Below are 26,375 nucleotides of genomic sequence, written 5' to 3'. Positions count from 1 at the left end.
CCGGGTGTCTGGCACAATAGTGAGCTGGTATCGGTCCGCGCGAGGCGCCCTCTAACCCCTCGGCGTGCGATCAGGTCCAAACGAGGCATCGGTCCCGCATCCCCACGTGGGTTCCGTCGGCTCACCTCACGCAAATCATCGGGAGCGTAAAAGACCGTGGCCGTTAAGATCCGGCTCCTGCGGATGGGCAAGATCCGCAACCCGCAGTACCGCATCGTCGTCGCCGACTCGCGCACCAAGCGTGACGGCCGTGCCATCGAGTACGTCGGCATCTACCACCCGAAGGAGGAGCCCTCGCTGATCCAGGTCAAGTCCGACCGGGTTCAGCACTGGCTCTCCGTCGGCGCGCAGCCCAGCGAGGCCGTGCAGCGCATCCTGGAGCTGACCGGCGACTGGCAGCAGTTCAAGGGCCTGCCGGCCCCGCCGCCGCTCAAGGTCGCGGCCGCGAAGGCCGACCGCCAGGCGGCGTACGAGGCCGAGGCCAAGGCCGCCGCGGGCGTCGAGACGCCCGCCAAGGCCACCCGGCCGGCCAAGAAGTCCGCCAAGTCGGCCGCCGCGCCGGAGGCCGCCGAGGCCAAGCCGGAGCAGACCAAGGCCGCCGACCCGGCCGAGCCCAACCGCGAGGCCGTCGCCGCGACCGCAGAGGACCCGGCCGGTGCCGGCGCCGACGCGAGCTGACGGGGCGCTCCGGCCCGCGCTGGAGCACCTCGTCAAAGGCATCGTCGACAACCCGGACGACGTCCGGGTCCGTCTGGTCGACTCGCGCCGCGGCAAGCGGCTCGAGGTCCGTGTGCACCCCGAGGACCTGGGAACGGTCATCGGGCGCGGCGGGCGCACGGCCAAGGCGCTGCGTCAGGTCATCGGGTCGATCGGTGGGCGCGGGATCCGCGTCGACATCGTCGACGCGTACTGATCCGCGTACTGTCTGATGCTGCTCGTCGTCGGTCACATCGGTAAGGCGCACGGGATCCGGGGCGAAGTCCTGGTGACCGTGCGTACGGATGAGCCGGAGCGACGTTTCGTGCCGGGGGCGGTGTTCACCACCACCTCCGGCACGCTCACGCTCGAGGCTCTGCGCTGGCATCAAGGGCGGATCATCGCCCAGTTCTCCGGCGTTCCCGACCGCAACGCGGCCGAGGAGCTCCGTGGCACCGAGTTGCAGGTGGATTCGTCCTCCCTGGTGGCGCCGACCGACCCTGACGAATTTCATGATCACCAGCTGGTGGGTCTGCGGGTGGTGTCGCTGGACGGGGAAGAGCTCGGCTCGGTCGCGCGGATCGACCACGCGCCGTCGTCAGATCTGCTCGTTCTCGACAAATCGGGCGGGGGTACGGCGCTGATCCCCTTCGTCGCCGCCATGGTGCCGACCGTCGACCTGGCCGGCGGGCGCGTGATCGTCGATCTTCCTCCCGGCCTGCTCGATCTGTGATGCGCGTCGACATCGTCTCGATCTTCCCGGAGTACTTCGCGCCGCTGGAACTGTCGCTGATCGGCAAGGCGCGAGGGACCGGCCTGCTCGACCTCACCCTGCACGACCTGCGCACCTGGACGTCGGACGTGCACCGGACGGTGGACGACACCCCGTACGGCGGTGGGCCCGGCATGGTGATGCGGCCCGAGCCCTGGGGTCAGGCGCTGGACGCGGTCGGCCCGGGCACCCTGGTCGTGCCGTCGCCCGTGGGCAAGCCGTTCACCCAGGCCGACGCGCACGAGCTGGCCGGGCTGGACCATCTGATCTTCGCCTGCGGGCGGTACGAGGGCATCGACCAGCGGGTGATCGACGACGCGGCCGCCCGGATGCCGGTGCGTGAGGTGTCGCTCGGCGACTACGTGCTGTTCGGGGGCGAGGTGGCGGTCATCGTCATCCTCGAGGCGGTCACCCGGCTGCTGCCCGGGGTGCTGGGCAACGCCGACTCGCTGACCGAGGAGTCGTACGCGGCCGGTCTGCTCGAGGCGCCGGTGTACACCAAGCCGGCGTCCTGGCGGGAACGTGACGTGCCGGAGGTCCTGCGGTCCGGGGACCATGGGCGGATCGCGCGCTGGCGGCGTACCCAATCACTCCTGCGCACGGCCTCGCGCCGCCCCGACCTGATGGCCGCTTACCCGCCCGCGGATTTGGACAAAAAAGACAGGGCCGCCCTCGCGGAGGGCGGATTTCAGATCGAGCCTCCCTCTGTGGCAAAGTAGGGAGGTTGCCGTTCGTCCCCACGCCGTGGCTCGACGAACGAGGATCCTTCGAGGTGATCAGGGATCAGTAGTGCCCATCTGCGCATCGAACTCCCGGTGCGCTGTGAGTAAGGATGCAGCGAATGAACACGCTGGATGCTCTCGACGCGCAGTCGCAGCGCACCGACCTCCCCGACTTCCGCGCCGGTGACACCGTCAAGGTGCACGCCCGGGTCGTCGAGGGAAACCGTTCCCGGGTCCAGGTCTTCCAGGGCGTCGTGATCAGCCGGCAGGGTGGCGGCCTCCGCGAGACCTTCAAGGTCCGCAAGATCAGCTTCGGTGTCGGTGTCGAGCGGACGTACCCGCTGAACAGCCCCGCGATCGACAAGATCGAGGTGGTCACCCGCGGTGACGTGCGCCGGGCCAAGCTCTACTACCTGCGCGAGCTCCGCGGCAAGAAGGCCAAGATCAAGGAGCTGCGGGAGAAGCAGACCGTCGGCTGACAGTCGTCGATCCGTCGGTCGGAGTGAGCGCGACATATTCTTGCTCCAGTGACGGATGAACTTCGTTCGCACTGCCGCCCGTAACGTCTGTCAGAGGACGTTCTCCGGGCGGTAGTGCTGTATCCGGGGCCTGTAACGTCCGGACGGCGGCGGGAGATGCGTAGCGTGGGACAGATGGGCGGCTATTCGGGTGGCTATCCGGGTGGCGTGTCGCCGAGCAGGCGACCACCGCGCCGGGGCCGGATCATCCGGCGCAAGGAGATGCCGCTCTGGCAGGAGCTTCCACTCCTGCTCGTGGTGGCCTTCTGCCTGGCCGTACTGATCCGCACGTTCCTGGTCCAGGCGTTCTTCATCCCCTCCGGGTCGATGCAGCAGACGCTCGAGATCAAGGACCGGGTCCTGGTCAACAAGGTCATCTACGACGTCCGCAACCCCGAGCGCGGTGAGATCGTGGTCTTCCGGGGGCCGGAGACCTGGGCCTCGGAAACCCCCAGCGAGCCGGTCAGCCAGGCCTTCTCGGCCAAGCTCGGCCGCACCATCGGCGACCTCGTCGGCGTCAGCCGCCCGGGTGAACGCGACTTCATCAAACGGGTGATCGGCGTCGCCGGCGACAAAGTGGCCTGCTGCGACCAGCAGGGCCGGGTCACCGTCAACGGCAAGTCGATCGACGAACCGTACATCTTCGAGAACTCCTCGCTCGACGCCCCGCCCAACCCGCGGCAGTGCACCAGCCGGATCTTCGCCGAGGTGACCGTTCCGGCCGACCAGATCTTCGTGATGGGCGACCATCGCGGCGTCTCCCAGGACGCGCGCTGCCAGGGCCCGGTGCCGGTCGACAACGTGATCGGCCGCGCCTTCGTGATCGTCTGGCCGACCAGCCGGTTCACCAGCCTGGACGTCCCCGAGAACTGGAAGACCTTCGCGATGCCGGCCGAGCCGCCGGCCCGGCCCGATCCGACGACCGGGGCGCTCTTCCTCCCGTTCCTGTTAAGTGCCGGGCTCTCCGCGCGTTCCGGACTGCCGTTCGTCCCCCGGCGACGTAGGCTCCGATCGTGATTGACGAGCAGACCGAGAAGCGCCGCGGATCCTTCTGGCGCGAGCTGCCGATCCTCGTCGGGGTGGCGATTCTGGTCGCTGTCCTGGTCCGGGCGTTCGTGCTGCAGACCTTCTACATCCCGTCCCCGTCGATGGAGCACACGCTCAACGTGCTCGACCGGGTGCTCGTCAACAAGCTCGTCTACGACTTCCGCGACCCGCGCCGGGGCGAGATCATCGTGTTCGAGGCGCCAAAGTCGTGGCAGAGCGGCAACGAGGGCGAAGACTTCATCAAGCGCATCATCGGCCTCCCCGGTGACCACGTGATGTGCTGCGACCAGCAGCAGCGGCTGGTCATCAACGGCCACGCGATCGACGAACCGTACATCTACACCGACGCCGACGGCACCCGCAACGCGGTCGCCGACGAGCCGTTCGACATCACCGTGCCGGCCGGTCGCCTGTGGGTCATGGGTGACCACCGGGAGGCGTCGGCCGACTCGCTGGAGCACTGGGAGACCTCCCAGAACATCCAGGAGGCGACGATCACCGAGGATTCGATAGTGGGCCGGGCGTTCACCATCTTCTGGCCGGTGGACAGGGCGACCTGGCTGTCCGTGCCGAACACCTTCAACGGCGTACCGGAGCCGGCCGCCGCCAAGTGACCGCCCGCGGTCGACATCGACCGGGGGCGCAATAAGCTGGGTGCTGTGACCGTCCTCGACCGCCGTGCCGCTCGCGTCGTGCTCGTCGATCGGGCCGACCGCACCCTGCTGCTGCGCGGCGGTGATCCGGCCCGGCCCGGGTTGCGCTGGTGGTTCACCCCCGGCGGCGGGCTGGAGGCCGGCGAGACGCCCGCACAGGGGGCCGCGCGTGAGCTCTTCGAGGAGACCGGTCTGCGCGTTCCTTGGGAAGACCTCGGCGAGCCGGTCTGGCACCAGGTGACCGAGTTCAGCTACATGGGCCGTTCCTACCGTCAAGATCAAGACTTCTTTCTGGTACGCGTGAACGAGTGGAAAGTCGACACCGCCGGTTTCGATCCGGAGGAACGGGCGACGATCGATGACCACCGCTGGTGGTCGGCGGACGAGATCGCCGCCTCGACCGAGCTGATCTATCCCGCCGAGCTGGCTGACCTGCTCCGCCGCCTCACCGCCCCCTCCGCGTCGCCCCCACCCGCGTTACCTTCCTCCGTGCCGTCTCCACCCGCGCCTTCCTCCGCGCCGTCCCTACCCGCGTCGCCCTCCGCGCCTTCGTCCGTCCCGCCCCTACCCGCGTCGCCCCCCTCCGCGTCACCCCCGTCCGCGTCACCCCCGTTCGCGCCGTCGTCTTCCCCCGCGCCGTCGTCTTTCGGGGGTGTTGTCTGATGCTTGCTCCCGCGCGCACCATCATTCGCCGTGAAGGTGGCCTATACGCCCTTGAGCGGGCCCTGCAGCGCCGCGGCTTCCAGAACGTGGCCGGCGCCGACGAGGCCGGCCGGGGCGCCTGCGCCGGGCCCCTGGTGGCCGCCGCGGCCATGCTGCCCGAGGGCAAACGCGGCGAGATCGCCGAGCTGGCCGACTCCAAGCTGCTCACCCCCCTCGCCCGCGAACGCGTCTACGCGGAAGTGGTCAAGCGGGCCCTCGCCTGGTCGGTGGTCATCATCCCGCCCGCCGAGGTCGACCAGCGCGGCCTGCACGTGTGCAACCTGGCCGCGATGCGCCGGGCGCTGGCCTCGCTCAGCACCCGCCCCGACTACGTGCTCACCGACGGCTTCCCGGTCGACGGCCTGGGCGCGCCCGGCCTCGCCGTGTGGAAGGGCGACCGGGTCGCCGCCTGCGTGGCCGCGGCCAGCGTGCTCGCCAAGGTCACCCGGGACCGGATGATGGTCGAGCTCGACGGGCAGTACCCCGACTACGGCTTCGCCGAGCACAAGGGCTACATCACCGACGAGCACAGCGCGGCCCTGACCAGGCACGGGCCGTGTGCCGAGCACCGGTTCTCGTACGTCAACGTGGCGGCCGCCTCCGGCCGCAGCAACCGCCCGCCACGCGCGCGCCGCCCGGTGCTGACCGCCGCCCGACCCGAGCCGCTTACGCTCTGGCCTGCGGAGGAGGGTACCGTCGGCGTGGCGTCGGGCGAGCCGCCGGGGCGATCGCCAGCGGTGGGGGAAGATGAGGCAATGGAGGGCGAGAAGCGATGAGCGCAGAGGATCTCGAGAAGTACGAGACCGAGATGGAGCTGCAGCTCTACCGGGAGTATCGCGACATCGTCCGCCAATTCTCGTACGTGGTGGAGACGGAGCGTCGCTTCTACCTCGCCAACCAGGTCGACCTGCACGTCCGCAACGCCGACGGCGAGGTCTACTTCGAGGTCGAGATGCACGACGCCTGGGTCTGGGACATGTACCGTCCGGCCCGCTTCGTCAAGAACGTCCGCGTGATGACCTTCAAGGACGTCAACGTCGAGGAACTCGAGAAGCCCGACATCTCCCTCCCCGACAACGCCGGCTTCGGCGGCTGAGTTATCCACAGGCCCCCTCCGGGCCGCCTGACTCTTCGGCATGCTTGCCCGCATGCCGACAGTCCTGCTCCTCTTAGCCATGCTTCTCGGCCCGGCGTCCCCTTTTCCCCGGTCGCCGTCTCCCGGGCCGATCTCCTTCTACCGCGTGGTGCCGCGCGCGCCGGCCCCCTTCCCCGGTCCGGCAACTCCTGGGCCGGCCTCTTCCCGCGGCGTGGTGCCGCGTGCGTTGGCGCACTCCCGTGGCCCGGCGTCTCTCGGGCCGACCTACTTCAACGGTGCGGTGCCACGTGCGCCGGACCCCTTCCGCGGTGCAGCGCCGCGCGCGCCGGACCCCTTCCGCGGCGCGGTGTCGCGTGGGCCAGCGTTGATCATCAGCCCAGTGTCGCCCGGGCTGGTGGTCCGCGCCTTCGACCCACCGCAGCGGCCGTGGCTGGCCGGGCACCGCGGTGTCGACCTGAGCGCGACGGCGGGCGCACAGATCCGCTCGCCACGCGCTGGCACGGTGCTCTTCGCCCGGGTGGTAGCCGGTCGGGGCGTTCTCACCGTGTCTCACCCCGGGGGCCTGCGCACCACCTACGAGCCGGTGACGGCGTCGGTCAGCGTGGGCGAGGCGGTCGGAGCAGGCGATGTTCTGGCTACGGTCGACGCCGGCCACCCCGGTTGTCCAGTATCGGCCTGCCTCCACTGGGGCCTTCGGCGCGGCGACACCTACCTCGACCCGATGGTCCTTCTAGGACGCGGCCGGGTCCGGCTCCTACCGCTGTGATGTTCCCCGATGTCGGTTGGGTGGTAGGTCTGGGCGGTATCCGCAGCGCCGATACCGCCCAGACCTACCACCAAAACCGGCTCCACCGCACGATCGGGAGGGTGAGCGCGGCGGGCGTGATGGGACGTGGGCGGGTCCCATTGACTGGGGTGCAAGTGAGGGGCATCGCCGCGTTCTCATCCAGCAACCACGCGCGCTATGGGACGTGGGCGCGCGGCGCGGGTGGGCGTGGCGCGATGGGGTGGCGCCACGGTGGGTGGGTTTGGTGGGCCGCGGTAGCGGCGGGGGTGACCACTTACTCAGGTTGTAGGGAGGGCGCCGCGGAAGCGAAGCGTGCGGCGCCCGGACCGGCCTCGGCGGGAGCTGCGGTCTGGGCCCAGCAGCCCGCTACGACCGGAAGTTGACCTTGGGGTTGGTTTTGGGGGTCAGCGCTGGAGGGAGCGGAGGAAGGCGGGGAGGTGTTCGGCGAGGCGGAGGTAGTCGTCGGGGCGGTTGTAGACCTGGGCGCTCAGGCGTAGGTAGCCTCGGCCGCCCCAGGCGTTGATCGCGGTTTCGACGGAGAGCTGGTCGGCCAGGTGGTCGCGCAACCCGTGGGCTTCCGGTGGGGTGGTGGCCAGGCCGGCGGGCAGGGGGACCACGCGCATCGAGACGTGCGGGTCGCCGGGGTCGGGCAGGTCGTCGGGGGCGCAGCCCAGGGCCTCGCCGATGATCTGCTGGCCGAAGGCGGCCAAGGCCGCGTTGTGGGCGCGGACCTGGTCGACGCCGAGCGTGCGCAGGACGAAGAGGCCGGCGGGGGCGGACAGCCACGCGGTCGGGTCGAGGGTGCCCTGGAACTCGACGCTGTGCGGGAAGCCCTTCTCCTGATCCCACGAGACGATCAGCGGGTCGATCCGGCGGCGCCACGGCGGGGCCACGGCCAGGAGCCCTGTGCCGCGCGGGGCGAACGCCCACTTGTGCAGGTTGCCGACCCAGAAGTCGGCGCCGATCGCGGACACGTCGACCGGCAGCATTCCGGGGGCGTGGGCGGCGTCGACCAGCACCGGAATGTCATGTTCGCGGGCGGCGGCGGCCACGTCGCGGACCGGGAAAGCCTTGGCCGTGGGTGAGGTCAGCTGGTCGATCACCAGGAGCTTGGTGCGGCCGGGGCGCAGCGCGGAGCGGATCCGGGCGGCGACCTCGGCGTGGGTGGCGGTCAGGGGCACGGCCACGGTACGCGCGGTCGCGCCGGCCCGGCGGCACTGGCGGCGGACGGCGAGCGCCACGGCGCCGTACCCGTGGTCGGTCATCAGGACCTCGTCGCCGGCGCCGATCCGCAGCGACTGCAGGACCAGGGAGACGCCGGTGGTGACGTTGCCGACCAGCGCGCTGCCGTCGGGGTCGGCGCCGAGGAAACCGGCCAGATGTCGGCGGGTGTGCGTGACCCGGTCCTCGAGTCCCTGCGCGAAGAATTTCATCGGGTTCGACTCGGCCTCATCGCGCAGCCGCTGCTGGGTGCGCTGGACGCTGATCGGCACGGCGCCGAACGAGCCGTGGTTGAGGTAGGACACCGCGGGGTCGAGGGAGAAGAGCAGGCGCGCACCGGGGATGGCGGGGGGCGGCTCTCTCATCCCTGGATCGTAAGTGATCGTCAGGCGCGGGGGTGAGCTTGGCGGAACGCCGCTCGCAGGCGCTCGGTCGATACGTGCGTGTAGATCTGGGTGCTCGACAGCGACGCGTGCCCGAGCAGGTCCTGCACGGCGCGCAGGTCGGCGCCGCCGTCGAGGAGGTGGGTGGCGGCCGAGTGGCGCAGGCCGTGCGGGCTGATGTGCGGGAGGCCGCGGGCCTGGGCGGCGGCGGAGACGATCCGGCGTACGACCGTGGGCTGCAGCCGTCCGCCCTTGACGCCGACGAACAGCGCCTCGCCCCGACTGCTCAGCCGGGGCCGCCCGTGCTCCCGCCAGGCGTCGAGGGCGCGCTGGGCCGGCAGACCGTACGGCACGGTCCGCTCCTTGGCACCCTTGCCGAAGACCCGCAGCACGCGCCGGCCGTCGTCGATGTCGGTCAGGTCGAGCCCGCACAGTTCGCCGACCCGGATCCCGGTCGCGTAGAGCACCTCGAGCACGGCCCGGTCGCGCAGCTCGACTGCGATCTCCAGCGGATCGTCGGCCGCCCGCGCGGCCGGGGCCTCGACCAGCTCGGCGGCCTGGTCGCTGCGCAGCACGGTCGGCAGGTCGCGGTGGGCCCGCGCGCTGGCCAGCTGGGTGCCCGGATCGATGCCGGCCAGGCCCTGCTGGTGGGCCCACGCGGTGAAGGACCGGGCCGCGGCCGCCCGCCTGGCCTGCGACGTCCGGGCCGCACCGTCGCGCAGCCGCGCCGCCAGCCAGCCGCGCAGCACGGTGATGTCGAGGTCGCCCGGTGCCGCGCAGCCGTCCCTGGCCGCATGATCGAGGAGCGAGACCACATCCCCCATGTACGCCCGGACGGTGTGCTTCGACCGATTCTCGACGCGGGCCAGGTGCAGGCCGAACTCGTCCGCCGCGTCGCGCATCGCGGCCGGCAGCGTCTCGTGGAGCTCCCGCGTACCCATCGCCCTTGTCTTCCGCCGTTTTGGTCGTCCCCCTATTCTGCCGTGGTGAGGCGGGCTCTGGTGATCATCGGTTTGGTTCTGTGCGTGTCCGGGTGCTCGTCGCCCGCCGACCGGGGCGAGCCCGCGGCCACGACCGGGCTGGGCGGCCCGAACAACGCGTCCCGGCAGTTCACGCTTCCGTCGAAGAACATCGGCTGCCTGGTGACGGCCGAGTCGGCGCGCTGCGACATCACCGAGAAGACGTGGGAGCCGCCGGCCAAGCCCGCCGACTGCGAGCAGGCGTGGGGGAACGCGGTCACGGTGACGGCCGAGGGGGCGACGGTGACCTGCGCCGGTGACACGGTGCTGGGTGCGACCGAGATTCTCGGGTACGGGAAGGCCGTGCAGGTCGGCGAGTTCGTCTGCACGAGCGCCACGGCCGGCATCCGGTGCACGCACGTGCCGTCCGGTCACGGGTTCACGCTGGCCCGGGCGACCTACAAGACCTTTTAGCTCTTGAACCTGTGGTGCGGACGCCCTGGGGCAGAAAGGCGGGCGACCGCACCACAGGGGCCGGTACACCGTCTCAGGTGGACGGTGCCTCGCTGCCGACGTTAGGCGTCATCTCCGATCCCGGGCAACCGTCCTAACGGTTCGGGAAAACCGGCTGTTCTGCCTGTTCTCGTCGCGGGCGGCACCTTGCGACGGGGTGGCTCCGTGCGCGGTCCGCGCTGGAGTTACGGGCGGCCGAGTTGGACGCGGTCGGCCGGGTGGACCTTGATCGTGCCGTCGTTCGAGGTGACCACCAGGACCGGGACGCCTTCGCCGAGGCGGTGCGAGCGGCGTTCGGCGTCGGTGGGCATCCGCGCGACCACCCGGTCGCCGCGGGCGAGGGTGATCTGCTCGACCTGTTCCGGCACGCGGACGAACGTCCCCCGCGGACGCTCGACACTGACCAGCCCCTCGGTGCGCAGCTGAGCGATGGCCTGCCGAACCGTGGTGCGGCTGATGGTGTATTCCTGCGCGAGCCGCAACTCGCTCGGCAGTGGATCACCGGGACCCAGCTCGCCGGACTCGATCTGGGACCGCAGAATGTCGGCGAGTTGCCGGAAAACCGCACGGTCGGCCGAGGGGTCGATCATGTTACCCAGCTTACGTGGCCACGATGTTCCATCACGTTGTACGTACAGCCCCATGTAGGTATGATAATCCTGCCGCACTGAGAAGGCCGAGCTTGATCGGGCGGTGGGTGGCGACGGCCGGTTGATCGCATCGCAAGGGCGTGTCCCGAGCGGGCTCTTCCGGCCGTCGCCCACCTTACCCGTACCACTGTGGATTGACACTGCGATTGACTATGAGGCGCGCGGCTTCCCGCATCGGCACCCTCTCCGTTGACTATGGACAGTTGGGTCCGGCTATGGCCTCCAAGTGTTCGCCACCTCGTGGACTGGCCGCTGGCTGTCCCCGGTGGTTACTGCGATGGAGGGTCTGGGGCCGGACGTGTCGACTGCCTCTCGTCAGTTGCTCGTTCTTGGCGTTGCCCAGTAAAGGAACCGCTCGAACAGATCGGCCGGCGGGCTCTGCCCACTAGCCGTCATGTCAAGGAAGGCCGCCGTCATCTGGCTGTGCATGTAGACGATCAGGACCGACGGGAACTGCTGGAACTCGTCGAGCATGGCCTCCCGTGCCGTTGGGCAGGGCCAGGGCTGCTGACAGGTGCGGCAGTCCCAGGACGGGCGGATCCAGAGGTGCTCGATCCGCGGGAAGGGGATCACCAGGTGCTGGTGGGTCGATTGATCCGGGCCTCCTCTGTCGGGATGCCGGTCCGGCTGTTGTGTGTCGGGGCGAGGCGAGGGGCTCGGTTCCGCTGGTCTGGGAGGAGGTTGCCGGCTCGGCTCTCCTGGGCCGGGGTGAGGTTGCCGGCTCGACCGGCTTGGTGGCCGTCGTCGTCGATCGTGTTCGTCCGCCGTCGACTGTGGTCGGTGAGCCGATCGCGTGCCGCTGGGCCGGACCGCGACGGTTGTTGTCGCGCTACCGGGCCGAGTGCGGCAAGCCGCTCTCGGGCCGTGGGGCGGGGTTTCGCGAGCCGTTCAGGTGCCCAGAGACCGGTTGTCGGCGGCCGGTCGGGCGTCCCGAAGCCGGTTGTCGGGCGCCGGTCAGCGACCGTAAGGCCGGAGCTCGGGCGCCGGTCGGGCGTCGTGAGGCCGTGTATCGGGCGCCCGTCGGGCGTCGCGAAGCGGGATGCCGGGGACGCTGTCGGGCCGGATGTCGCGAGCCGGTCGGGCGCGGTGGGGCCGGGTCTCGTGGGTCGCTCTCGGGATGCGCGGCCCGGTCGCGGCGATTGCATGAGGTTGGTGTGCGGGCACCGCGGGGTGGCGGGTCGCATTGCCGCGGTGCTGTGTTTGGGCAATGGCCTTCCGGGGTTGATGGGAATGGACGGTCGGTGCTTCGGTGGAATGTCGGCGGCAGGCGGGGGTGCGTGATCCGCCGGGCTTTTCGGCCGGGTCGGAGCGACGATTGTCGGGAGGATTTCCGTCGGCCCGTTCAGTGCCGCCGAGACGGGTACGGGAAGGGGGACGGAAGTGGTCGCCCGGTCCACGCACGGCTCGGGCAGGCCGCACGAGCAGCGCCGCCAAAGGGTGCGCCAGCTGCGGCGGTGCAGGGGTGCCAGTGGCACCGGCGAGATGCTCTCGCGAGTGGTGTTCATGAGACTAGCCTAGTTTACCCACGACTAGCTGTCTCCCGTGAAGTTGATAAAAGACTAATAGTCCCGCGCCTACGGTGATCTCGTGGCAGCGAAGCAGATCCGACTCATGGGTGCGCATGAGATCCGCATCCGCCTGGGTGGGGTCAGTCGGCAGCGGGCGTACCAGATCACCAGCCGCACCGACTTTCCCAAGCCCGTCGCCGATCTCGCCCAGGGCAAGGTCTGGCTGACCGAGGACGTCGAGGCGTGGATGAAGGTCCACCGCCGCGACATCGACGATCCCGAGGACTGATCCGGCGCCGGTCATGTGGTTGCCTCCTGAGCGAGTTGCGGGCGGGACGGGCGCAAGGTGACCGTCCCGTTGGGGTGGCGGGTGATCAGGCCGAGGGTTTCCAGCAGCGACAGGCGGCGCAGAACAGTGCGCAGGTGCAGGCCGGCCTTCGCGGCGAGCTCGGCCGGGTCGGCCGCGCCGCGGTGCGGGACCGCCTCCAGCAGCACCGCCGACTCCTCGTCGAGGTGGTCGCGCTGGTGCTCCGGCCCGCGCGAGCGCTCGGCCGTGTAGTCGCCGATCCGCCCGATCTCCTCCAAGACCTGCGGCAGCCCGGTCACCAGGCGCACCGCCGGGTTGGCCCGGATCAGCTCGTGGCAGCCGACCGACATGGCCGAGGTGACCGGCCCCGGCACGACCATGGCCTTGCGGTGCAACTCCAGCACCCGGCCCATGGTCTGCACCGCACCGCTGCGGGCGGCCGCCTCGACGATGACGGTGCCGCGCGTGGCCGCGGCGATCACCCGGTTGCGAATCAGAAACCGGTGCCGCAGCGGTTCCGAGCCCGGTGGCCACTCGCTGATCAGCAGCCCGGTCTCGGCGATCTGCTCGAACAGCGACGCGTTACCTGACGGGTACGGCCGATCGACCCCGCAGGCCAGGACCGACACGGTACGCCCACCGCCGGCCAGCGCCGCCCGATGCGCCGCCGCGTCGACCCCGAACGCCCCGCCCGACACCACCGTCCACTCGTGGTCGGCCAGCCCGTACGCGATCTCGCCCGTGACATGCGTGCCGTACCCGGTGGCGGCCCGCGCCCCGATCACCGCGACCGACTGCCCCAGCGTCTCGCCCAGCGGCCACGGCCCGCGCACCCAGATGCACAGCGGCGGCCGGATATCCCGGTTCAGCCTGCCCGGCACGGGCACCTCGAGCGTGGCGAGCGCGTCGACCCCACCGGGCCACTCGTCATCGGTCGGTATCACGATCCGAGCCCCGAGCCGTGCGGCCTGACGCAACGCCGCGTCGGCCAGGCGCCGCGCGTCACCCTTGGCGCTGCGCGACTGCACTCCCGTACGCAGACTCGCGTCCTGAGCCCGCCCGGCCAGCAACACCTTCATCGTGGCCGGAGCCCCGATGTCCTGCACCATCGTCCAGACGGCACGATTACCGGGCTCGGCCAGCCAGGTGAGCGCCACCCGAGCAGCCGCATCCTCATCCCGATCCAGCGGCGCCTGATCACCCGCCACGATCACTTGTCCTTCCTTGCAGCCGACGCTTCAGTGGTTGCTGGCGCGTCGTCATCAGTCGGAGCCATGGACGGCCCGGTGGCCCGCGACGTACTGATTGTTTCGATCGATGTCGGGGTCGCTGATTGCTCGGTGACCGCCGGCTCGGTCGGCGGCTCGGGACCGAGGGATGGGCGTGTGGGTCCGGTGGGCGGTCGTGGCGCGGAATGGCCGGCTGAAGACGGAAGCGGCGCCGGGTCGACGGGCGAAGACCAATTCACCGATCCGCGCGACGGGGCGGGCAACCCGTCACCCATCCGTAGCTGGGCGGCCTCGTCCACGTCGTCCCGGGTCGGGCGTTGCTTGCCGTCCAGATCGGCGATGGTCCAGGCGAGCCGCAACGCGCGGTCGAAGCCGCGGGCCGAGAGCACTCCGCGATCGAGCCCGGCGCGTAGCGCGCGCGTATCGGTGTTCGGTAGGCGCCAAGGTTTCCTGCGCAACTGCGGCCCGGGTACCTCCGCGTTGGTCTGCCATCCGTCCGCCGCCCAGCGGGCGGCCGCCGCGGCGCGCGCCTTGGCGACCCGCTCGGCCACGAGTGCGGACGGCTCGGCCGGTGCGTCAGCGGTCATCAACTGGGCCGCGCTCAGCGCCCGCAGATTGATCTGTATGTCGATACGGTCGAGCAGCGGCCCGGACATCCGGGCCAGGTAACGACGCCGGACCGAGGATGCGCAGACACAGGCCTCGTCACCCGCGGGTTGCGCACAGGGGCACGGGTTGGACGCGACGACCAATTGCACTCGTGCCGGGAACTCGGTCGTTCCCTTGGCCCGTGCGACGACCACCCGGCCGCTTTCCAGTGGCTGGCGTAATGCCTGGAGTGTGGCTGTGGCGATCTCGCCGGCCTCGTCCAGGAACAGGACGCCACGATGCGCCAACGACAGCGCGCCTGGCTTGGCGATGCCGCTGCCGCCGCCGACCAGCGAAGGCGTGCTGGCCGTGTGGTGTGGCGCCTGGAACGGAGGCCGCCGGATCAGCGTCGAGTGGGCCGGCAGTACACCGGCGATCGACTGCAGGGCGGTGACCTCCAGAGCCGTCTCGTCGTCGAGTTCGGGAAGTAGCCCCGGGAGGCGTTCGGCCAGCATGGTCTTTCCTGACCCGGGCGGGCCGAAGAACGCGACGTGATGTCCGCCGGCCGCGGCTACCTCGATCGCGTACTTACCTAGTTCCTGACCGGCGACGTCGGCCAGGTCCGGTCCCGGTGGGTCGGGTGGCGGCTCGGGGAAGTCCGGTAGGTCGAGCAGGTGTCGCTGGCCGTTGAGAAAGGCGATCAGCCTGGAAAGCGTGTCGACCGCGCGAACGTCGACTCCGGGGACCGCCGCGGCCTCGCGAGCGTTCTCCACCGGCACCACGACTCGGGTCAGACCGCGGCGAACGGCCGCCGCCACCATCGGCAGCACGCCGCGTACCGATCGCACCCCACCGTCGAGGCCGAGTTCGCCCAGCACCACGACGCCTTCCAGCGGCGCGGCCGGTAGGTCGCCGGCCGCGGTCAGCAGCGAGCACGCGATGGCCAGGTCGAAGCCGCTGCCGTGTTTGGGCATCGTGGCCGGCTGGAGGTTGACCGTTATGCGCTTCTGCGGCCAGGTCTGCCCGGAGTTGACGACCGCGCTTCGGACGCGCTCGCGGGCCTCGTTCAGTCCCTTGTCCGGCAGGCCGGTGAGGACGACGGCCGGAAGACCGGCCGCCAGGTCGGCCTCGACCTCGACAATGCGGCCCTCCATCCCGACCAGGCCGGCGCATAGGACTCTGGCGTAGCTCATACGACCTGGCCCGTCGTCCCGATCAGGCCGGCGCGGAGCACCCGTGCGTAGCTCATCTCAGAACGCCGCCCGGATGTGTTCGACCATGGCCGCGCCCTGGGGCTGGGGCATCACCTCGACCACGTCGAAGCGCACCTCGTGTGGGTGCACCTCGGTCTCGGCGAGCCAGCACGCCGCCAGCCGTCGCAGGCGCCGCACCTTCTGCCAGCGGATCGCCTCGGCCGGACGGCCGAAGGTGTCGCCGCGCCGGGTCTTCACCTCGCAGAAGACCACGTCGTCACCGTCGCGGAGGACGAGGTCGATCTCGCCTTCGGAGCATCGCCAGTTGCGGTTCAGGACCACCAGGCCGGCCGCGGTCAGGTACCGCTCCGCGACGTGTTCGCCGTACTCGCCGACCGCTCTTCGCACCTTTGTCATGCGCCCACCATCGGATTCGCGAAGACGAAACGGCCGAAAGGTTGTGGACGGACAGCTACTGTGGACAACCTGTCAGTGATCGCCCGGCCGTGATAACCGTTCAGCTGTGGCGTGGCACACGTGGTGCGGCTAAGTTCCCATCTCGTGGACGGAAACCGCCGCTACCCGGACGAGCCGCAGCCCAGCTGGTACACGGGACAGAGCTCGACCCCCTCCGGGAACCCGTACGACTCAGGGGTGCACGACCGCCCCAGTGGCGCGTTCCGGATCGACGGGCCCCCGATGGAGGAGACCCGGATTCCGGTACGCGGACCCGAGTACCCGGCCGTGCGCCCGCCGGGGGCGACGTCCCTGGCCGACGCGCCGTCACCGGGTGCGTACGCTCCGCCGCCGCAGCAGCAGATGGCCCCCTACAAAGAGGCCACCCCGGTAAGCCGGTATCAGTCGCGTACGAATCGGATGTTCCGTACCCGTCCGCCGCTTTCCGCCCTGGCCGTTCTCGCCGTCACCGGTGTCCTGATGATCCCGGCCATCATGCTGTTGATCAACGCGACCTTCGGCGCCGGGCCGATGGCGGCCGGTGCCGTGGTGCCGGCCGTGCTGCTCGCGCTCGGCCTTCCGCTGACCGGCGGTGGCCTGTACGCGGTGGCCGGTAGCGCCCCGGCCAACCGTCACGAGTGGCTGCGTCCGCCCCACGTTTATCTCCCGATCGGTCTCCTGGTGCTCCTGGCTGCCGGTTTAGGAGCGGCATAACCCAGGGCGTATGCTTGTCGCGGCGACCGCCTCGTGCGGTCGACCTCGCGCGCCCTCTGCACGCCGCGCATCGGCCCCGGGTCGGTGACGCTGTGCAGCGGCGGCCCTCCCTGGTCCCGGCTTTTCCCGGGTCCGCCTGCGGCCGACGACCGGGCGCCAGGACGCCCACCGCCGGTGAGCGTGTCAACCAGGGAAATACAGGGAGCAATCACCCATGGCCGTCGTGACCATGCGTCAGCTGCTGGAAAGCGGTGTCCACTTCGGGCACCAGACCCGGCGCTGGAACCCGAAGATGAAGCGCTTCATCTTCACCGAGCGTAACGGCATCTACATCATCGACCTGCGCCAGACTCTCGACTACATCGAGAAGGCGTACGAGTTCGTGAAGACCACCGTCGCCGAGGGTGGCCACATCCTCTTCGTCGGCACCAAGAAGCAGGCTCAGGAGGCCATCTCCGAGCAGGCCACGCGGGTCGGTCAGCCGTACGTGAACCACCGCTGGCTGGGTGGCATGCTGACCAACTTCCAGACGGTCTACAAGCGGCTGCAGCGGATGAAGGAGCTCGAGGCCCTGGGCGACCTGAGCGGCACCGCCGCCGGGTACACCAAGAAGGAGACCCTGCAGCTCTCCCGCGAGAAGATCAAGCTGACCAAGACCCTCGGTGGTCTGCGGGACATGACCAAGGTGCCGTCCGCGATCTGGGTGGTCGACACCAAGAAGGAGCACATCGCCGTCGACGAGGCCCGCAAGCTGGGCATCCCGGTGATCGCCGTGCTCGACACCAACTGCGACCCGGACGAGGTCGACTTCCCGATCCCGGGTAACGACGACGCCATCCGCTCGGCCGAGCTGCTGACCAGGGTTGTCGCCGCCGCCGTGGCCGACGGCCTGATCGCCCGGTCCGGCCGCAACCGCGGTGACGCCGACACCAAGCCCGAGCCGGGCACCGTCGCCGCCGGCGAGCCGCTGCCGGAGTGGGAGCGCGACCTGTACGAGGGCGCCGAGAAGAAGGCCGCCGACGCCGAGGTCGCGCCGGCTGCTGAGGCCGCCCCGGCTGCTGAGGCCGCGCCGGTCGCCGAGGCCGCCCCGGCTGCCGAGGCCGCGCCCGCCGCCGAGGCCGAGCCGGTCGCCGAGGCCGAGCCGGTCGCTGCCGCGAAGGCCGCCGAGTAAACCCCGATTCGATTCAAGAGAGACGAGTCATGGCTAACTACACCGCCGCGGACGTGAAGAAGCTCCGCGACCTCACCGGCGCCGGGATGATGGACTGCAAGAAGGCGCTCGAGGAGTCGGACGGTGACTTCGACAAGGCCGTCGAGTTCCTGCGCGTCAAGGGGGCCAAGGACGTCGGCAAGCGGGCCGGCCGGACGGCCGCGAACGGCATCGTCGCGCACTCCGGCAAGGCGCTGCTCGAGCTGAACTGCGAGACCGACTTCGTCGCCAAGACCCCGGACTTCGTGGCCCTGGGTCAGCAGCTCGTCGAGCTGGGTGCCGCGAACAAGATCGCCGACGCCGCCGCGCTGAGCACGGCCACGCTCGACGGCCGTACGGTCGCCGACGTGATCCAGGACTTCTCGGCCAAGATCGGCGAGAAGATCGTGGTCAACCGGTTCGCCGAGCTCGAGGGCACGACCGCGGTCTACCTGCACCGCAAGGCGCAGGATCTGCCGCCGCAGGTGGGCGTCCTGGTCGAGTACTCGGGCAAGAGCGACGAGGCCGCCGACGCCGACGCCCGGGGCATCGGCATGCAGATCGCCGCGATGCGTCCGAAGTACCTGACCCGGGACGAGGTCCCCGCCGAGACGGTGGAGTCCGAGCGCCGGATCGCCGAGCAGACCGCTCGTGAGGAGGGCAAGCCCGAGCAGGCGCTGCCCAAGATCATCGAGGGCCGGGTGAACTCCTTCTTCAAGGACTTCGTCCTGCTCGAGCAGCCGTCGGTGACCGACAACAAGAAGACGGTCGCCGCGATCGCCAAGGAGGCCGGGATCGAGATCACCCGGTTCGTCCGCTTCGAGGTCGGCCAGGAGTAGGAAAAGGCACGGACGGGAGGCCGGGTACGCGATTCTGCGTCCGGCCTCCTCGTCACATAGGGTCTGGTGCAGTAGCCGGTCAGGGAAGGCGGATCTGATGACGATGGTGACCGAGCAGGCCGTTCGGATCGACGATCCGGCGTCACCGCACGAGCGCCCGCGACGGGTCGTGCTGAAGATGTCCGGCGAGGTCTTCGGCGGTGGCGAGGTCGGCGTCGATCCCGATGTCGTGCAGGGCATCGCCCGGCAGATCGCCACCGTCATCCGGCGCGGCGTACAGGTCGCGGTCGTGATGGGTGGCGGCAACTTCTTCCGCGGCGCCGAGCTGCAGAAGCGCGGCATGGACCGCTCCCGGGCCGACTACATGGGCATGCTCGGCACGGTCATGAACTGCCTGGCGCTGCAGGACTTCCTGGAAAAGGAAGGCATCGAGACGCGGGTGCAGACCGCGATCACGATGGCCCAGGTCGCCGAACCGTATATTCCGCTCCGCGCCATCCGGCACCTGGAGAAGGGCCGCGTGGTCATCTTCGGGGCGGGCGCCGGCATGCCGTATTTTTCGACCGACACGGTGACCGCCCAGCGCGCGCTGGAGATTCACGCCGACCTGGTGCTGATGAGCAAGAACGGCGTGGACGGCGTCTACACCGCCGACCCACGTACCGATCCGACCGCACGCAAGATCGAGACGATCACCTTCGCCGGTGTCATCCAGCAGGGCCTGCGGGTGGCCGATCAGGCGGCCTTCAGCCTGTGCGAAGAGAACGGGCTGCCGATGCTGGTCTTCGGCGCCCAGGGTGACGACACCATCGTCCGCGCCGTGAGCGGGGAGAAGATCGGTACGTTGATCACCGCCGAGCAGCAGAGCCGCTGAGCACCAGGGAAATCTGAGCAGCAACGAGCCAAGGAGGCGACGGCGGTGATCGAGGAGATCCTCTTCGAGGCCGAGGAGAAGATGGACAGCGCGGTCGAGCACGCCAAGGAGGAGTTCGCCGCGATCCGTACGGGACGCGCCACACCGGCGATGTTCTCGAAGATCGTCGTCGACTACTACGGTGCGCCGACCCCGGTGACCCAGATGGCTTCGGTCGGTGTGCCCGAGCCGCGCATGGTCATCGTCAAGCCGTACGACCAGTCGCAGCTCGGCCCGATCGAGCGCGCCATCCGCGATTCCGACCTCGGGGTCAACCCCAACAACGAGGGTACGCAGCTGCGCATCCACCTCCCGCAGATGACCGAGGAGCGGCGCCGCGACATGATCAAGGTCGCGCGCGGCAAGGCGGAAGAGGGCCGGGTGGCCATCCGCAACGTCCGCCGCAAGGCCAAGGAGCAGCTGGACCGCCTGGTCAAGGACGGCGACGCGGGCGAGGACGAGGTCCGCCGAGCCGAAAAGGAACTGGACGACGTGACCCACAAGTACGTGGCCGTCGTCGACGACCTGGTGAAGCACAAGGAATCAGAACTGCTCGAGGTCTGATGTCCTACCTCGATCCCCGTGGCGGGGCGCCCACCCCAGGCGATCGGCCGTCCTCCCCGGACGCGCCGTCGCCCTACGCCGCCTACTGGGCGCCCGCCGCGGAGGAACCGGCCGCCCCGGCCTGGGACCCGCCGACCGCCGCCACTTCGACCTCGGAGGCCGAGTACGAGTTGACGGCCGGACCGCGCGGCAAGGGCAAGCGACGAGCCGACTCGAAGACCTCGGGCCGGGCCGGGCGCAACCTGCCCGCCGCCATCGCGGTCGGTGTCGGCCTGGGCCTGACCGTGCTCGCCTCCCTGATCGTCTGGAAGCCGGCCTTCCTCGGAGTGATCGCCGCGGCGGCCGTCGTCGGCATCTGGGAGATGGTCCGGGCCCTGCGTCAGGCCGGTGCCGAGCCGCCGATGATTCCGCTGATCGCCGGCGGCCTGCTGATGAACGGCCTGGCCTGGTTCGCCGGCGAGGACGCGGTCGTCGTGGGCCTGGTCGTCACCGTGCTGGCGGCCATCGTGTGGCGGCTGGCCGACCGGCCGCGCGAGTTCCGCACCGACCTGCGGGCCAGCCTGCTCATCGCCGTGTACGTTCCGTTCCTGCTCAGCTTCGCCGTGCTGATGGCGCAACCGGACGACGGCGCGTACCGCATCCTCTGCATTTTGGTCGCGGTCGTGCTCTCCGACACCGGTGGGTACGCGGCCGGCGTCTTCCTGGGCAAGCACCCGATGGCCCCGGCGATCAGCCCGAAGAAGTCCTGGGAGGGCTTCGGCGGCTCGGTGACCGCGGCCGCCCTGGGTAGTGGCCTGATGCTCTACTTCCTGCTCGACGCCGCGGTCGGATGGGGCCTGCTGTTCGGCGCGGTGATCGCGGTGGTGGCGGTCGTCGGCGATCTGGCCGAGTCGATGCTCAAGCGAGACCTCGGGATCAAGGACATGAGCCAGTTGTTGCCCGGTCACGGCGGCCTGATGGATCGGCTGGATTCGATCCTGTTCGCCGTGCCGACCGCGTATCTGCTGCTGACACTGATCGCGCCGCCGGGGTAAGCGATGAGTGACGACATGCCGGGGCGTGGGAGACTGGACACGCCATGACGACTCTTCCGGTCATTCCGACCAGTCCCGACTCGCCCGACGCCGTCCGTACGCGCCGGCGCGCCAGCATGCCCCCGCGCCACCTTGCCGATCTCGACCTGGCCGCCCGCCAGGAAGCGGTCAAGGGGCTCGGTGAGCCCGCCTTCCGGGCCAAGCAGATCTCCACCCACTACTTCGGCCGGTTGGTCCGCGACCCCGGCTCGATGACCGACCTGCCCGCGGCCGCGCGGGACCGCCTCACCGGCGATCTGCTGCCCACCCTGCTCACCCCGGTCCGCGAGCTGGCCTGCGACGACGGCGCCACCCGCAAGACGCTGTGGCGGCTGCACGACAACGCGCTGGTCGAGAGCGTGCTGATGGGCTACCCCGACCGCGTGACCGCGTGCGTGTCGAGCCAGGCCGGCTGCGGCATGGCCTGCCCGTTCTGCGCCACCGGCCAGGCCGGTCTGACCCGCAACCTGTCCGTCGCCGAGATCGTCGACCAGGTGGTCTACCTGGCCGGGGTGGCCGCGTCGGGGGCGGTCACCGGCTCACCGCCGCGGCTGTCCCGGGTCGTCTTCATGGGCATGGGCGAGCCGCTGGCCAACTATCCGCGGGTTCTCGAGGCGGTCCGCCGGCTCACCGCGCCGGCGCCGGAAGGGCTCGGCCTCTCGCAACGGCACATCACCGTCTCGACCGTGGGTCTGGTGCCCGCAATGCGCCGGTTGATCGCCGAAGAGCTGCAGGTGACCCTTGCACTCTCCCTGCACGCCCCCGATGATGATCTGCGCGATGAGCTAGTGCCCGTCAACCAGCGTTGGAAGGTGGCCGAGGTGCTCGGAGCCGCGTTCGACTACGCGGCGCAGACGGGACGCCGGATCTCCATCGAGTACGCCCTGATCAGGGACGTAAACGATCAGCCCTGGCGCGCCGACCTGCTTGGCCGGCTGCTGCGCGGCAAGCTGGCCCATGTGAATCTCATCCCGCTGAACCCGACTCCGGGCAGCAAGTGGGATGCCAGTCCCAAACCGGTCGAGCGGGAGTTCGTCGCCCGGCTCCGCGCGGCCGGTGTGGCGACGACGGTCCGGGACACCCGTGGCCGCGAGATCGACGGCGCTTGTGGCCAGCTGGCCGCGGGCGAGGTGACGGAGGCGGGCGCTGGGGGCCCCGCCGCCGACGCGGAGGTGGCACAGTGACTGGGCCGAGTACCCAGCAGCAGGATTGGGAGACGTTGTGACGAGTCAGGGGCAGCGTTTCCGGCGGCGCGCGCTGCGGCGCGGCTACAAGGTGGATGAGGTCGACAGCTTCCTCGACCGGGTGGAGGCGACCCTGGCCGGCGAGCAGGTCGGGCCGCCCGTCGGTGCCCAGGAGGTGCACGACGTCGTCTTCCGGGTGCGCTTCGGCGGGTACGACGAATGGCAGGTCGACCTGCACCTCGACCGGGTGGAGCGCCAGCTCGCCGAGTTCGAGGAGCGCGGCGGCGGCCGGCAGCCCGACCCCCGGATGGCGCCCGAGCCGATGCGCGGCAACTCCGGTGCGATGCCGGTCGACCGGATGGGCCCGTCGATGGGCGCCGCCGGGATGAGCCGAGGCGCGCCGCCGACCGAGCGCATCCAGATGCCGCCGCAGATGCCCCAGCGTCAGCAGCAGCAGCTGCCCCCGTCACCCGAGCCGACCTACGGCCGGGGCGGTTACGACGAGCCGTCGTACGGCGGTCAGCGCGGCCAGATGGGCCCCGGCGGTCCCGGTCCCGGCCCCGGCTACGACAACAGCCCTCAGGGCCAGGGCCCGGGTTACGACCGGCCCGGTCCCGGCTACGACACCGGCAGCTTCGACTCGTTCGAGCCCGGCCGGCACGGCAAGGCCGACATGACCGCCGAGATCCGGATGCCGGAACGCGACCGTGGCGGTTACGGTCCGTCGCCGATGAGCGGCCCGCCCTCACCGATGAGCGGTCCGCCGATGGGCGGCGGGGGCATGGGCGGCCCGGGCATGGGTGGCCCGCCGATGGGCGGCGACGGCGGCCCGAACGGTGAGCTTTACCGCGTCGACCAGCTGCGGCGTACGTTCCAGCCGCGCCGGTTCGGCAGTGGGTACGACCCGATGCAGGTGGACCGGCTCTTCGAGAGCATCCTGCAGGCCATGTCCGGTCGGGGCCCGATGCCCGTCCCCGAGAACGAGCTCGACACGCTGCAGTTCGGGCTGGTTCCGGGTGGCTACTTCGAGGCCGAGGTGGACGCCGCCCTGCGCGAGGTCAAAGACATCCTGCTGCGCCGGCGCTGAGGAACGGGGGCCCGGGCGGGCCCCCGCCTGCCTCTACTGGTCGTTGGCCTTGAGGCCGTTGCGCCGCAGCACCGCGTCGGCGACGACCAGGCCGACCAGGATCAGCGCGGTGAGCACGAGGTAGATGTTCTCGGTGTTGCCCTCGTGGTTGCCCCAGAAGTAGAGCAGGATGATCACGGCCGAGCCCAGCGCGCCGCGGCGGGCCCACTTGCGGTTGCCCGGCTTGAGCTGATCGGGAGAGTAAACCGGCTCTTCGGCCACGACTCGGTCCTCCTGCGGCGGGGAAGCATTTCTCGCCGATCATTTTCGCACGGCGGCTCCGCGCGCAGCCCACCAACCCGCACCCGGTACCTTCGATGCCGTTGTTGGTTGACCGGGAGTGAGGGAGGGCAACGGTGCGGATCACGGGCACTGGGCACGCGAGCATGCGGATCGACACGGCCGCGGGCAGCATTCTGTGCGACCCGTGGGTGAACCCGGCGTTCTTCGCCTCGTGGTTCCCCTTCCCCGACAACTCCCTGCTCGACTGGGACACGCTCGGTGACGTCGACTACCTCTACGTGTCACACCTGCACCGTGACCACTTCGACGCGAAGAACCTCAAGCAGCACATCAGCAAGAAGGCCACGGTTCTGCTGCCGGAATACCCGACCAGCCAGCTCGAGGACGAGCTGCGCGAGCTGGGCTTCACGAAGTTCCTGAAGACCAAGTCCAACCAGGTGCACGAGCTCGACGGCGGCCTCAAGATCATGATCCAGGCGCTGATCAGCCCGACCGACGGCCCGATCGGCGACTCGTCACTGTGGGTCGAGCACGACGGCATCCGGGTGCTCAACCAGAACGACGCCCGCCCGTCCGACCTGACCACGTTCACCGAGCTGGGCCACGTGCACGCGCACATGCTGCAGTTCTCCGGCGCCATCTGGTACCCGATGGTCTACGAGCTGCCGGAAAACGCGAAACGCGCGTTCGGCAAGCAGAAGCGGGACCGGCAGTTCGACCGCACCTGGCGTTACATCAACGACCTGAAGGCGTCGTACGTCTTCCCGATCGCCGGCCCACCGTGCTTCCTCGACGACGACCTGTGGCAGTTCAACGACATCTTCGGCGACGAGGGCAACATCTTCCCGGACCAGTCGGTCTTCATGCGTGAGTACGCGAAGGTCGGCGGCACCAACGGCGTCGTCCTCCTGCCCGGCAGCGTGTCCGAACTCACCGAGCACTCGATCGACACGCAACATCCCACGGATGTCGACGAGTTCTTCGCCAACAAGCAGCAGCACCTCGAAGAGATGCGCGAACGCAAGCGCCCCATCATCGAGGCCGAGAAGGCTTCTTGGCGGCACCCCGAGATCGACGTCCTGGGCGAGCTCAAGAAGCGCATCGAGCCGCTGCTGGAAGAGTCGATCTACATGGCCAACGGCGTCGGCGGCCCCGTCCGCTTCGACCTGACCGACTCGTTCGGCACGTCCGGCGAGGTCATCGAGTCCATCGTCGTCGACTTCCCCGGCAAGCAGGTCCGCCCGTACGCCGACGAGAAGGTCCGCTACCGTTTCCGCACCGGCCGCGCCCTGATCGAGCACCTCATCCACATCGACGAGGGCGACTGGGTCAACTCCCTGTTCCTGTCCTGCCGTTTCTCCGCCGCGCGCATCGGCCAGTACAACGAGTTCGTCTACAGCTTCTTCAAGTGCCTCTCCGAGGAGCGCCTGCAGTACGCCGAGGGCTGGTACGACGAACACGAGCGCTCCGTCGACGCCGAGGACACCGTGATCGGCGACTGGAACGTCCAGCGTCGCTGCCCCCACCTCAAGGCCGACCTGTCCCGCTTCGGCGTCCTCGACGGCAACACGCTGACCTGCCAGCTCCACGGCTGGAAGTTCGACCTCCCCAGCGGAAGGTGCCTCACCTCGGTCGGCCACAAGATCCGCGCCGAGAAGAGCTAGACCAACTTCAAGAGCGTCCTGTCGTAGCTGGGTGGGTGGTACAGACCGCAGCTCATTGGTGGACCCTTGTTGTTGTCCGGCTCGTTAGGGCCGGAGGCATCTGGATCCGTCGGGTCATCGCCCACCGTTGCTGCCCCCTGTTTTGAGGGCTTGCGGGAGTGTTCGCGGGGCCTGGCGGTCCGGGGCATCCCGACTGGCGACAGGGCTACTGCGCCGTTGAGCGCCCGTCAATGAGCGTCCGGCAGTGATGGCCTCGGGACCACCAGATGCTTGTCCAGCTGGGTTGAACAGCGAGGTCAAGCGTTTGAGTGTCGCAAGTACGGCCGGGCCGGCGCCAGCGTTCGCGGGTGTCGACTGGGCAGAAAACAATCACGTCGCGTGTCTGATCGACGCCGATGGTGAGGTCGTCGAACGGGTCACCGTCGGCCATGACAAGGCCGGTATCGCCCGTCTGATCATGGTGCTGGCTGGGGCCGAGGTGGCCGGGGTCGGTATCGAACGTGGTGACGGGCCGTTGGTGACCGCGCTGCTCGCGGCGGGTCTGCCGGTGTTCGTGATCGCCCCGTCGCGGGTCAAGAGTCTGCGTAGCAGGTACGGATCGGCGGGCAACAAGGACGACCGGTTCGATGCGTTCGTTCTCGCGGACGTGGTGCGCACCGACCGGCGCCGGCTGACACCACTGATCCCGGACCGGCAGGACACGCAGACCCTGCGCGCGTTGGTGCGGGCTCGCAAGGACCTGGTCGGTCACCGGCTGGCGGTGGCCAACCAGCTGCGGTCGCATCTGCTGACGGTGCTGCCCGCCGTGGTGGGGTTGTTCAGCGAGCTCGACGCTGTGACCTCGCGGGCGTTCATCGCCGACTTCG

General features: G+C 69.9%; 30 protein-coding genes and 1 pseudogene. 23 read left to right on the top strand and 8 right to left on the bottom strand.

Features of this window, described 5'->3' with window-relative positions; translation table 11 throughout:
• The first annotated feature begins 156 nt into the window (after positions 1-156).
• The 11 genes from rpsP (at position 157) to ACGFIO_RS00105 (ending at position 6,972) form a co-directional block, all read left to right on the top strand.
• Entirely contained in the window at positions 157-678 is a 522-nt protein-coding gene (gene rpsP / locus ACGFIO_RS00155) for a 30S ribosomal protein S16 (protein WP_392820002.1), read from the top strand.
• Entirely contained in the window at positions 656-913 is a 258-nt protein-coding gene (locus ACGFIO_RS00150) for an RNA-binding protein (RefSeq protein ID WP_014447131.1), read from the top strand. Before rpsP ends, ACGFIO_RS00150 begins: the two co-directional genes overlap by 23 nt.
• Before the next feature lie 18 nt (positions 914-931).
• A complete protein-coding gene (gene rimM, locus ACGFIO_RS00145; RefSeq protein ID WP_392822499.1) occupies positions 932-1,429 on the top strand; it encodes a ribosome maturation factor RimM in 498 nt (165 codons plus the stop codon).
• Positions 1,429-2,187, top strand: a complete 759-nt coding sequence (trmD, locus tag ACGFIO_RS00140) for a tRNA (guanosine(37)-N1)-methyltransferase TrmD (protein ID WP_392819999.1) — start codon at positions 1,429-1,431, stop codon at positions 2,185-2,187. Before rimM ends, trmD begins: the two co-directional genes overlap by 1 nt.
• A gap of 122 nt (positions 2,188-2,309) precedes the next feature.
• On the top strand, positions 2,310-2,669 hold the full coding sequence (gene rplS, locus ACGFIO_RS00135; RefSeq protein WP_392819997.1) for a 50S ribosomal protein L19: 360 nt from the start codon (positions 2,310-2,312) through the stop codon (positions 2,667-2,669).
• 174 nt (positions 2,670-2,843) lie between these two features.
• Positions 2,844-3,725 (top strand): signal peptidase I, encoded by an 882-nt coding sequence (gene lepB, locus ACGFIO_RS00130; RefSeq protein WP_392819995.1) that lies wholly within the window; start codon positions 2,844-2,846, stop codon positions 3,723-3,725.
• On the top strand, positions 3,722-4,369 hold the full coding sequence (gene lepB / locus ACGFIO_RS00125) for a signal peptidase I (protein WP_392819992.1): 648 nt from the start codon (positions 3,722-3,724) through the stop codon (positions 4,367-4,369). Before lepB (ACGFIO_RS00130) ends, lepB (ACGFIO_RS00125) begins: the two co-directional genes overlap by 4 nt.
• Positions 4,370-4,414: 45 nt before the next feature.
• Complete coding sequence (locus ACGFIO_RS00120; RefSeq protein ID WP_392819989.1) at positions 4,415-5,071, top strand: NUDIX hydrolase; 657 nt, start codon at positions 4,415-4,417, stop codon at positions 5,069-5,071.
• On the top strand, positions 5,071-5,886 hold the full coding sequence (locus ACGFIO_RS00115) for a ribonuclease HII (protein ID WP_392819986.1): 816 nt from the start codon (positions 5,071-5,073) through the stop codon (positions 5,884-5,886). The genes ACGFIO_RS00120 and ACGFIO_RS00115 overlap by 1 nt, the downstream gene beginning before the upstream one ends.
• Positions 5,883-6,206, top strand: a complete 324-nt coding sequence (locus tag ACGFIO_RS00110) for a DUF2469 domain-containing protein (protein WP_392819983.1) — start codon at positions 5,883-5,885, stop codon at positions 6,204-6,206. Before ACGFIO_RS00115 ends, ACGFIO_RS00110 begins: the two co-directional genes overlap by 4 nt.
• A 40-nt stretch (positions 6,207-6,246) precedes the next feature.
• Positions 6,247-6,972, top strand: coding sequence for a peptidoglycan DD-metalloendopeptidase family protein (locus tag ACGFIO_RS00105; RefSeq protein WP_392819981.1), 726 nt, complete (start codon positions 6,247-6,249; stop codon positions 6,970-6,972).
• Between the two features lie 425 nt (positions 6,973-7,397).
• On the opposite strand, the gene ACGFIO_RS00100 is transcribed toward ACGFIO_RS00105, so the two are convergent.
• Together ACGFIO_RS00100 and ACGFIO_RS00095 are read right to left on the bottom strand one after the other, a co-directional pair.
• The gene (locus ACGFIO_RS00100) at positions 7,398-8,579 is read right to left on the bottom strand and encodes an aminotransferase class V-fold PLP-dependent enzyme (RefSeq protein ID WP_392819979.1); all 1,182 of its coding nucleotides are present in this window, start codon (positions 8,577-8,579) and stop codon (positions 7,398-7,400) included.
• Between the two features lie 20 nt (positions 8,580-8,599).
• Positions 8,600-9,538 carry a tyrosine recombinase XerC gene (locus ACGFIO_RS00095; RefSeq protein ID WP_392819976.1) on the bottom strand — a complete coding sequence of 313 codons (939 nt, stop codon included), beginning with the start codon at positions 9,536-9,538 and terminating at the stop codon, positions 8,600-8,602.
• Between the two features lie 45 nt (positions 9,539-9,583).
• Between ACGFIO_RS00095 and ACGFIO_RS00090 the strand changes: the two genes are divergently transcribed.
• Complete coding sequence (locus tag ACGFIO_RS00090; RefSeq protein WP_392819974.1) at positions 9,584-10,030, top strand: DUF6636 domain-containing protein; 447 nt, start codon at positions 9,584-9,586, stop codon at positions 10,028-10,030.
• 224 nt (positions 10,031-10,254) lie between these two features.
• On the opposite strand, the gene ACGFIO_RS00085 is transcribed toward ACGFIO_RS00090, so the two are convergent.
• Together ACGFIO_RS00085 and ACGFIO_RS00080 are read right to left on the bottom strand one after the other, a co-directional pair.
• On the bottom strand, positions 10,255-10,659 hold the full coding sequence (locus tag ACGFIO_RS00085; protein WP_392819971.1) for a winged helix-turn-helix domain-containing protein: 405 nt from the start codon (positions 10,657-10,659) through the stop codon (positions 10,255-10,257).
• Positions 10,660-11,034: 375 nt separating this feature from the next.
• A complete protein-coding gene (locus tag ACGFIO_RS00080; protein WP_392819969.1) occupies positions 11,035-11,292 on the bottom strand; it encodes a hypothetical protein in 258 nt (85 codons plus the stop codon).
• Positions 11,293-12,330: 1,038 nt separating this feature from the next.
• Between ACGFIO_RS00080 and ACGFIO_RS00075 the strand changes: the two genes are divergently transcribed.
• Positions 12,331-12,516: a DNA-binding protein gene (locus ACGFIO_RS00075; RefSeq protein ID WP_392822498.1), complete on the top strand. Its 186-nt coding sequence runs from the start codon at positions 12,331-12,333 to the stop codon at positions 12,514-12,516.
• Between the two features lie 11 nt (positions 12,517-12,527).
• On the opposite strand, the gene ACGFIO_RS00070 is transcribed toward ACGFIO_RS00075, so the two are convergent.
• From ACGFIO_RS00070 to ACGFIO_RS00060, 3 genes and pseudogenes are all read right to left on the bottom strand, one after another.
• Complete coding sequence (locus ACGFIO_RS00070; protein ID WP_392819966.1) at positions 12,528-13,742, bottom strand: DNA-processing protein DprA; 1,215 nt, start codon at positions 13,740-13,742, stop codon at positions 12,528-12,530.
• Positions 13,743-14,023: 281 nt separating this feature from the next.
• A pseudogene (locus tag ACGFIO_RS00065) lies at positions 14,024-15,544 on the bottom strand (YifB family Mg chelatase-like AAA ATPase); the annotation flags it as partial.
• A gap of 57 nt (positions 15,545-15,601) precedes the next feature.
• Complete coding sequence (locus ACGFIO_RS00060; RefSeq protein ID WP_392819964.1) at positions 15,602-15,961, bottom strand: YraN family protein; 360 nt, start codon at positions 15,959-15,961, stop codon at positions 15,602-15,604.
• A 144-nt stretch (positions 15,962-16,105) separates the two neighbouring features.
• Between ACGFIO_RS00060 and ACGFIO_RS00055 the strand changes: the two genes are divergently transcribed.
• From ACGFIO_RS00055 to ACGFIO_RS00020, 8 genes are all read left to right on the top strand, one after another.
• Complete coding sequence (locus tag ACGFIO_RS00055; RefSeq protein ID WP_392819962.1) at positions 16,106-16,714, top strand: hypothetical protein; 609 nt, start codon at positions 16,106-16,108, stop codon at positions 16,712-16,714.
• A gap of 214 nt (positions 16,715-16,928) precedes the next feature.
• Positions 16,929-17,885 (top strand): 30S ribosomal protein S2, encoded by a 957-nt coding sequence (gene rpsB, locus ACGFIO_RS00050; protein WP_392819959.1) that lies wholly within the window; start codon positions 16,929-16,931, stop codon positions 17,883-17,885.
• 29 nt (positions 17,886-17,914) lie between these two features.
• Complete coding sequence (gene tsf / locus ACGFIO_RS00045) at positions 17,915-18,742, top strand: translation elongation factor Ts (RefSeq protein WP_392819957.1); 828 nt, start codon at positions 17,915-17,917, stop codon at positions 18,740-18,742.
• A 97-nt stretch (positions 18,743-18,839) separates the two neighbouring features.
• Positions 18,840-19,616, top strand: coding sequence for a UMP kinase (gene pyrH, locus ACGFIO_RS00040; RefSeq protein WP_392819954.1), 777 nt, complete (start codon positions 18,840-18,842; stop codon positions 19,614-19,616).
• A gap of 45 nt (positions 19,617-19,661) precedes the next feature.
• A complete protein-coding gene (gene frr, locus ACGFIO_RS00035) occupies positions 19,662-20,219 on the top strand; it encodes a ribosome recycling factor (RefSeq protein ID WP_392819951.1) in 558 nt (185 codons plus the stop codon).
• Entirely contained in the window at positions 20,219-21,253 is a 1,035-nt protein-coding gene (locus ACGFIO_RS00030; protein ID WP_392819949.1) for a phosphatidate cytidylyltransferase, read from the top strand. Before frr ends, ACGFIO_RS00030 begins: the two co-directional genes overlap by 1 nt.
• A 44-nt stretch (positions 21,254-21,297) precedes the next feature.
• Positions 21,298-22,476 carry a 23S rRNA (adenine(2503)-C(2))-methyltransferase RlmN gene (rlmN, locus tag ACGFIO_RS00025; RefSeq protein ID WP_392819946.1) on the top strand — a complete coding sequence of 393 codons (1,179 nt, stop codon included), beginning with the start codon at positions 21,298-21,300 and terminating at the stop codon, positions 22,474-22,476.
• 37 nt (positions 22,477-22,513) lie between these two features.
• A complete protein-coding gene (locus ACGFIO_RS00020; RefSeq protein ID WP_392819943.1) occupies positions 22,514-23,563 on the top strand; it encodes a DivIVA domain-containing protein in 1,050 nt (349 codons plus the stop codon).
• Positions 23,564-23,596: 33 nt separating this feature from the next.
• Here the strand turns inward: ACGFIO_RS00020 and ACGFIO_RS00015 are convergent, their stop codons facing one another.
• The gene (locus ACGFIO_RS00015; RefSeq protein ID WP_392819941.1) at positions 23,597-23,824 is read right to left on the bottom strand and encodes a DUF2631 domain-containing protein; all 228 of its coding nucleotides are present in this window, start codon (positions 23,822-23,824) and stop codon (positions 23,597-23,599) included.
• Positions 23,825-23,958: 134 nt separating this feature from the next.
• Between ACGFIO_RS00015 and ACGFIO_RS00010 the strand changes: the two genes are divergently transcribed.
• Both ACGFIO_RS00010 and ACGFIO_RS00005 read left to right on the top strand, forming a co-directional pair.
• Complete coding sequence (locus tag ACGFIO_RS00010) at positions 23,959-25,509, top strand: Rieske 2Fe-2S domain-containing protein (protein WP_392819938.1); 1,551 nt, start codon at positions 23,959-23,961, stop codon at positions 25,507-25,509.
• Positions 25,510-25,792: 283 nt separating this feature from the next.
• Positions 25,793-26,375, top strand: a 583-nt coding sequence (locus ACGFIO_RS00005; RefSeq protein ID WP_392819936.1) for an IS110 family transposase, incomplete at its 3' end; no start/stop codon positions are given.

The sequence above is a fragment of the Actinoplanes sp. NPDC049265 genome (assembly GCF_043197135.1).
In the GTDB taxonomy this organism is placed as follows: Bacteria; Actinomycetota; Actinomycetes; order Mycobacteriales; family Micromonosporaceae; genus Actinoplanes.
This window is presented reverse-complemented; position numbering and strand designations above follow the sequence as displayed.

What these genes read in the sequence shown, in the direction of transcription:
- trmD (WP_392819999.1), top strand. Translation starts at nt 1,429, where the DNA reads ATGCGCGTCGACATCGTCTCGATCTTCCCGGAGTACTTCGCGCCGCTG.
- rplS (WP_392819997.1), top strand. Translation starts at nt 2,310, where the DNA reads ATGAACACGCTGGATGCTCTCGACGCGCAGTCGCAGCGCACCGACCTC.
- lepB (WP_392819995.1), top strand. Translation starts at nt 2,844, where the DNA reads ATGGGCGGCTATTCGGGTGGCTATCCGGGTGGCGTGTCGCCGAGCAGG.
- ACGFIO_RS00115 (WP_392819986.1), top strand. Translation starts at nt 5,071, where the DNA reads ATGCTTGCTCCCGCGCGCACCATCATTCGCCGTGAAGGTGGCCTATAC.
- ACGFIO_RS00110 (WP_392819983.1), top strand. Translation starts at nt 5,883, where the DNA reads ATGAGCGCAGAGGATCTCGAGAAGTACGAGACCGAGATGGAGCTGCAG.
- ACGFIO_RS00105 (WP_392819981.1), top strand. Translation starts at nt 6,247, where the DNA reads ATGCTTGCCCGCATGCCGACAGTCCTGCTCCTCTTAGCCATGCTTCTC.
- ACGFIO_RS00100 (WP_392819979.1), bottom strand. Translation starts at nt 8,579, where the DNA reads ATGAGAGAGCCGCCCCCCGCCATCCCCGGTGCGCGCCTGCTCTTCTCC.
- ACGFIO_RS00095 (WP_392819976.1), bottom strand. Translation starts at nt 9,538, where the DNA reads ATGGGTACGCGGGAGCTCCACGAGACGCTGCCGGCCGCGATGCGCGAC.
- ACGFIO_RS00085 (WP_392819971.1), bottom strand. Translation starts at nt 10,659, where the DNA reads ATGATCGACCCCTCGGCCGACCGTGCGGTTTTCCGGCAACTCGCCGAC.
- ACGFIO_RS00075 (WP_392822498.1), top strand. Translation starts at nt 12,331, where the DNA reads ATGGGTGCGCATGAGATCCGCATCCGCCTGGGTGGGGTCAGTCGGCAG.
- ACGFIO_RS00060 (WP_392819964.1), bottom strand. Translation starts at nt 15,961, where the DNA reads ATGACAAAGGTGCGAAGAGCGGTCGGCGAGTACGGCGAACACGTCGCG.
- rpsB (WP_392819959.1), top strand. Translation starts at nt 16,929, where the DNA reads ATGGCCGTCGTGACCATGCGTCAGCTGCTGGAAAGCGGTGTCCACTTC.
- tsf (WP_392819957.1), top strand. Translation starts at nt 17,915, where the DNA reads ATGGCTAACTACACCGCCGCGGACGTGAAGAAGCTCCGCGACCTCACC.
- pyrH (WP_392819954.1), top strand. Translation starts at nt 18,840, where the DNA reads ATGACGATGGTGACCGAGCAGGCCGTTCGGATCGACGATCCGGCGTCA.
- ACGFIO_RS00030 (WP_392819949.1), top strand. Translation starts at nt 20,219, where the DNA reads ATGTCCTACCTCGATCCCCGTGGCGGGGCGCCCACCCCAGGCGATCGG.
- rlmN (WP_392819946.1), top strand. Translation starts at nt 21,298, where the DNA reads ATGACGACTCTTCCGGTCATTCCGACCAGTCCCGACTCGCCCGACGCC.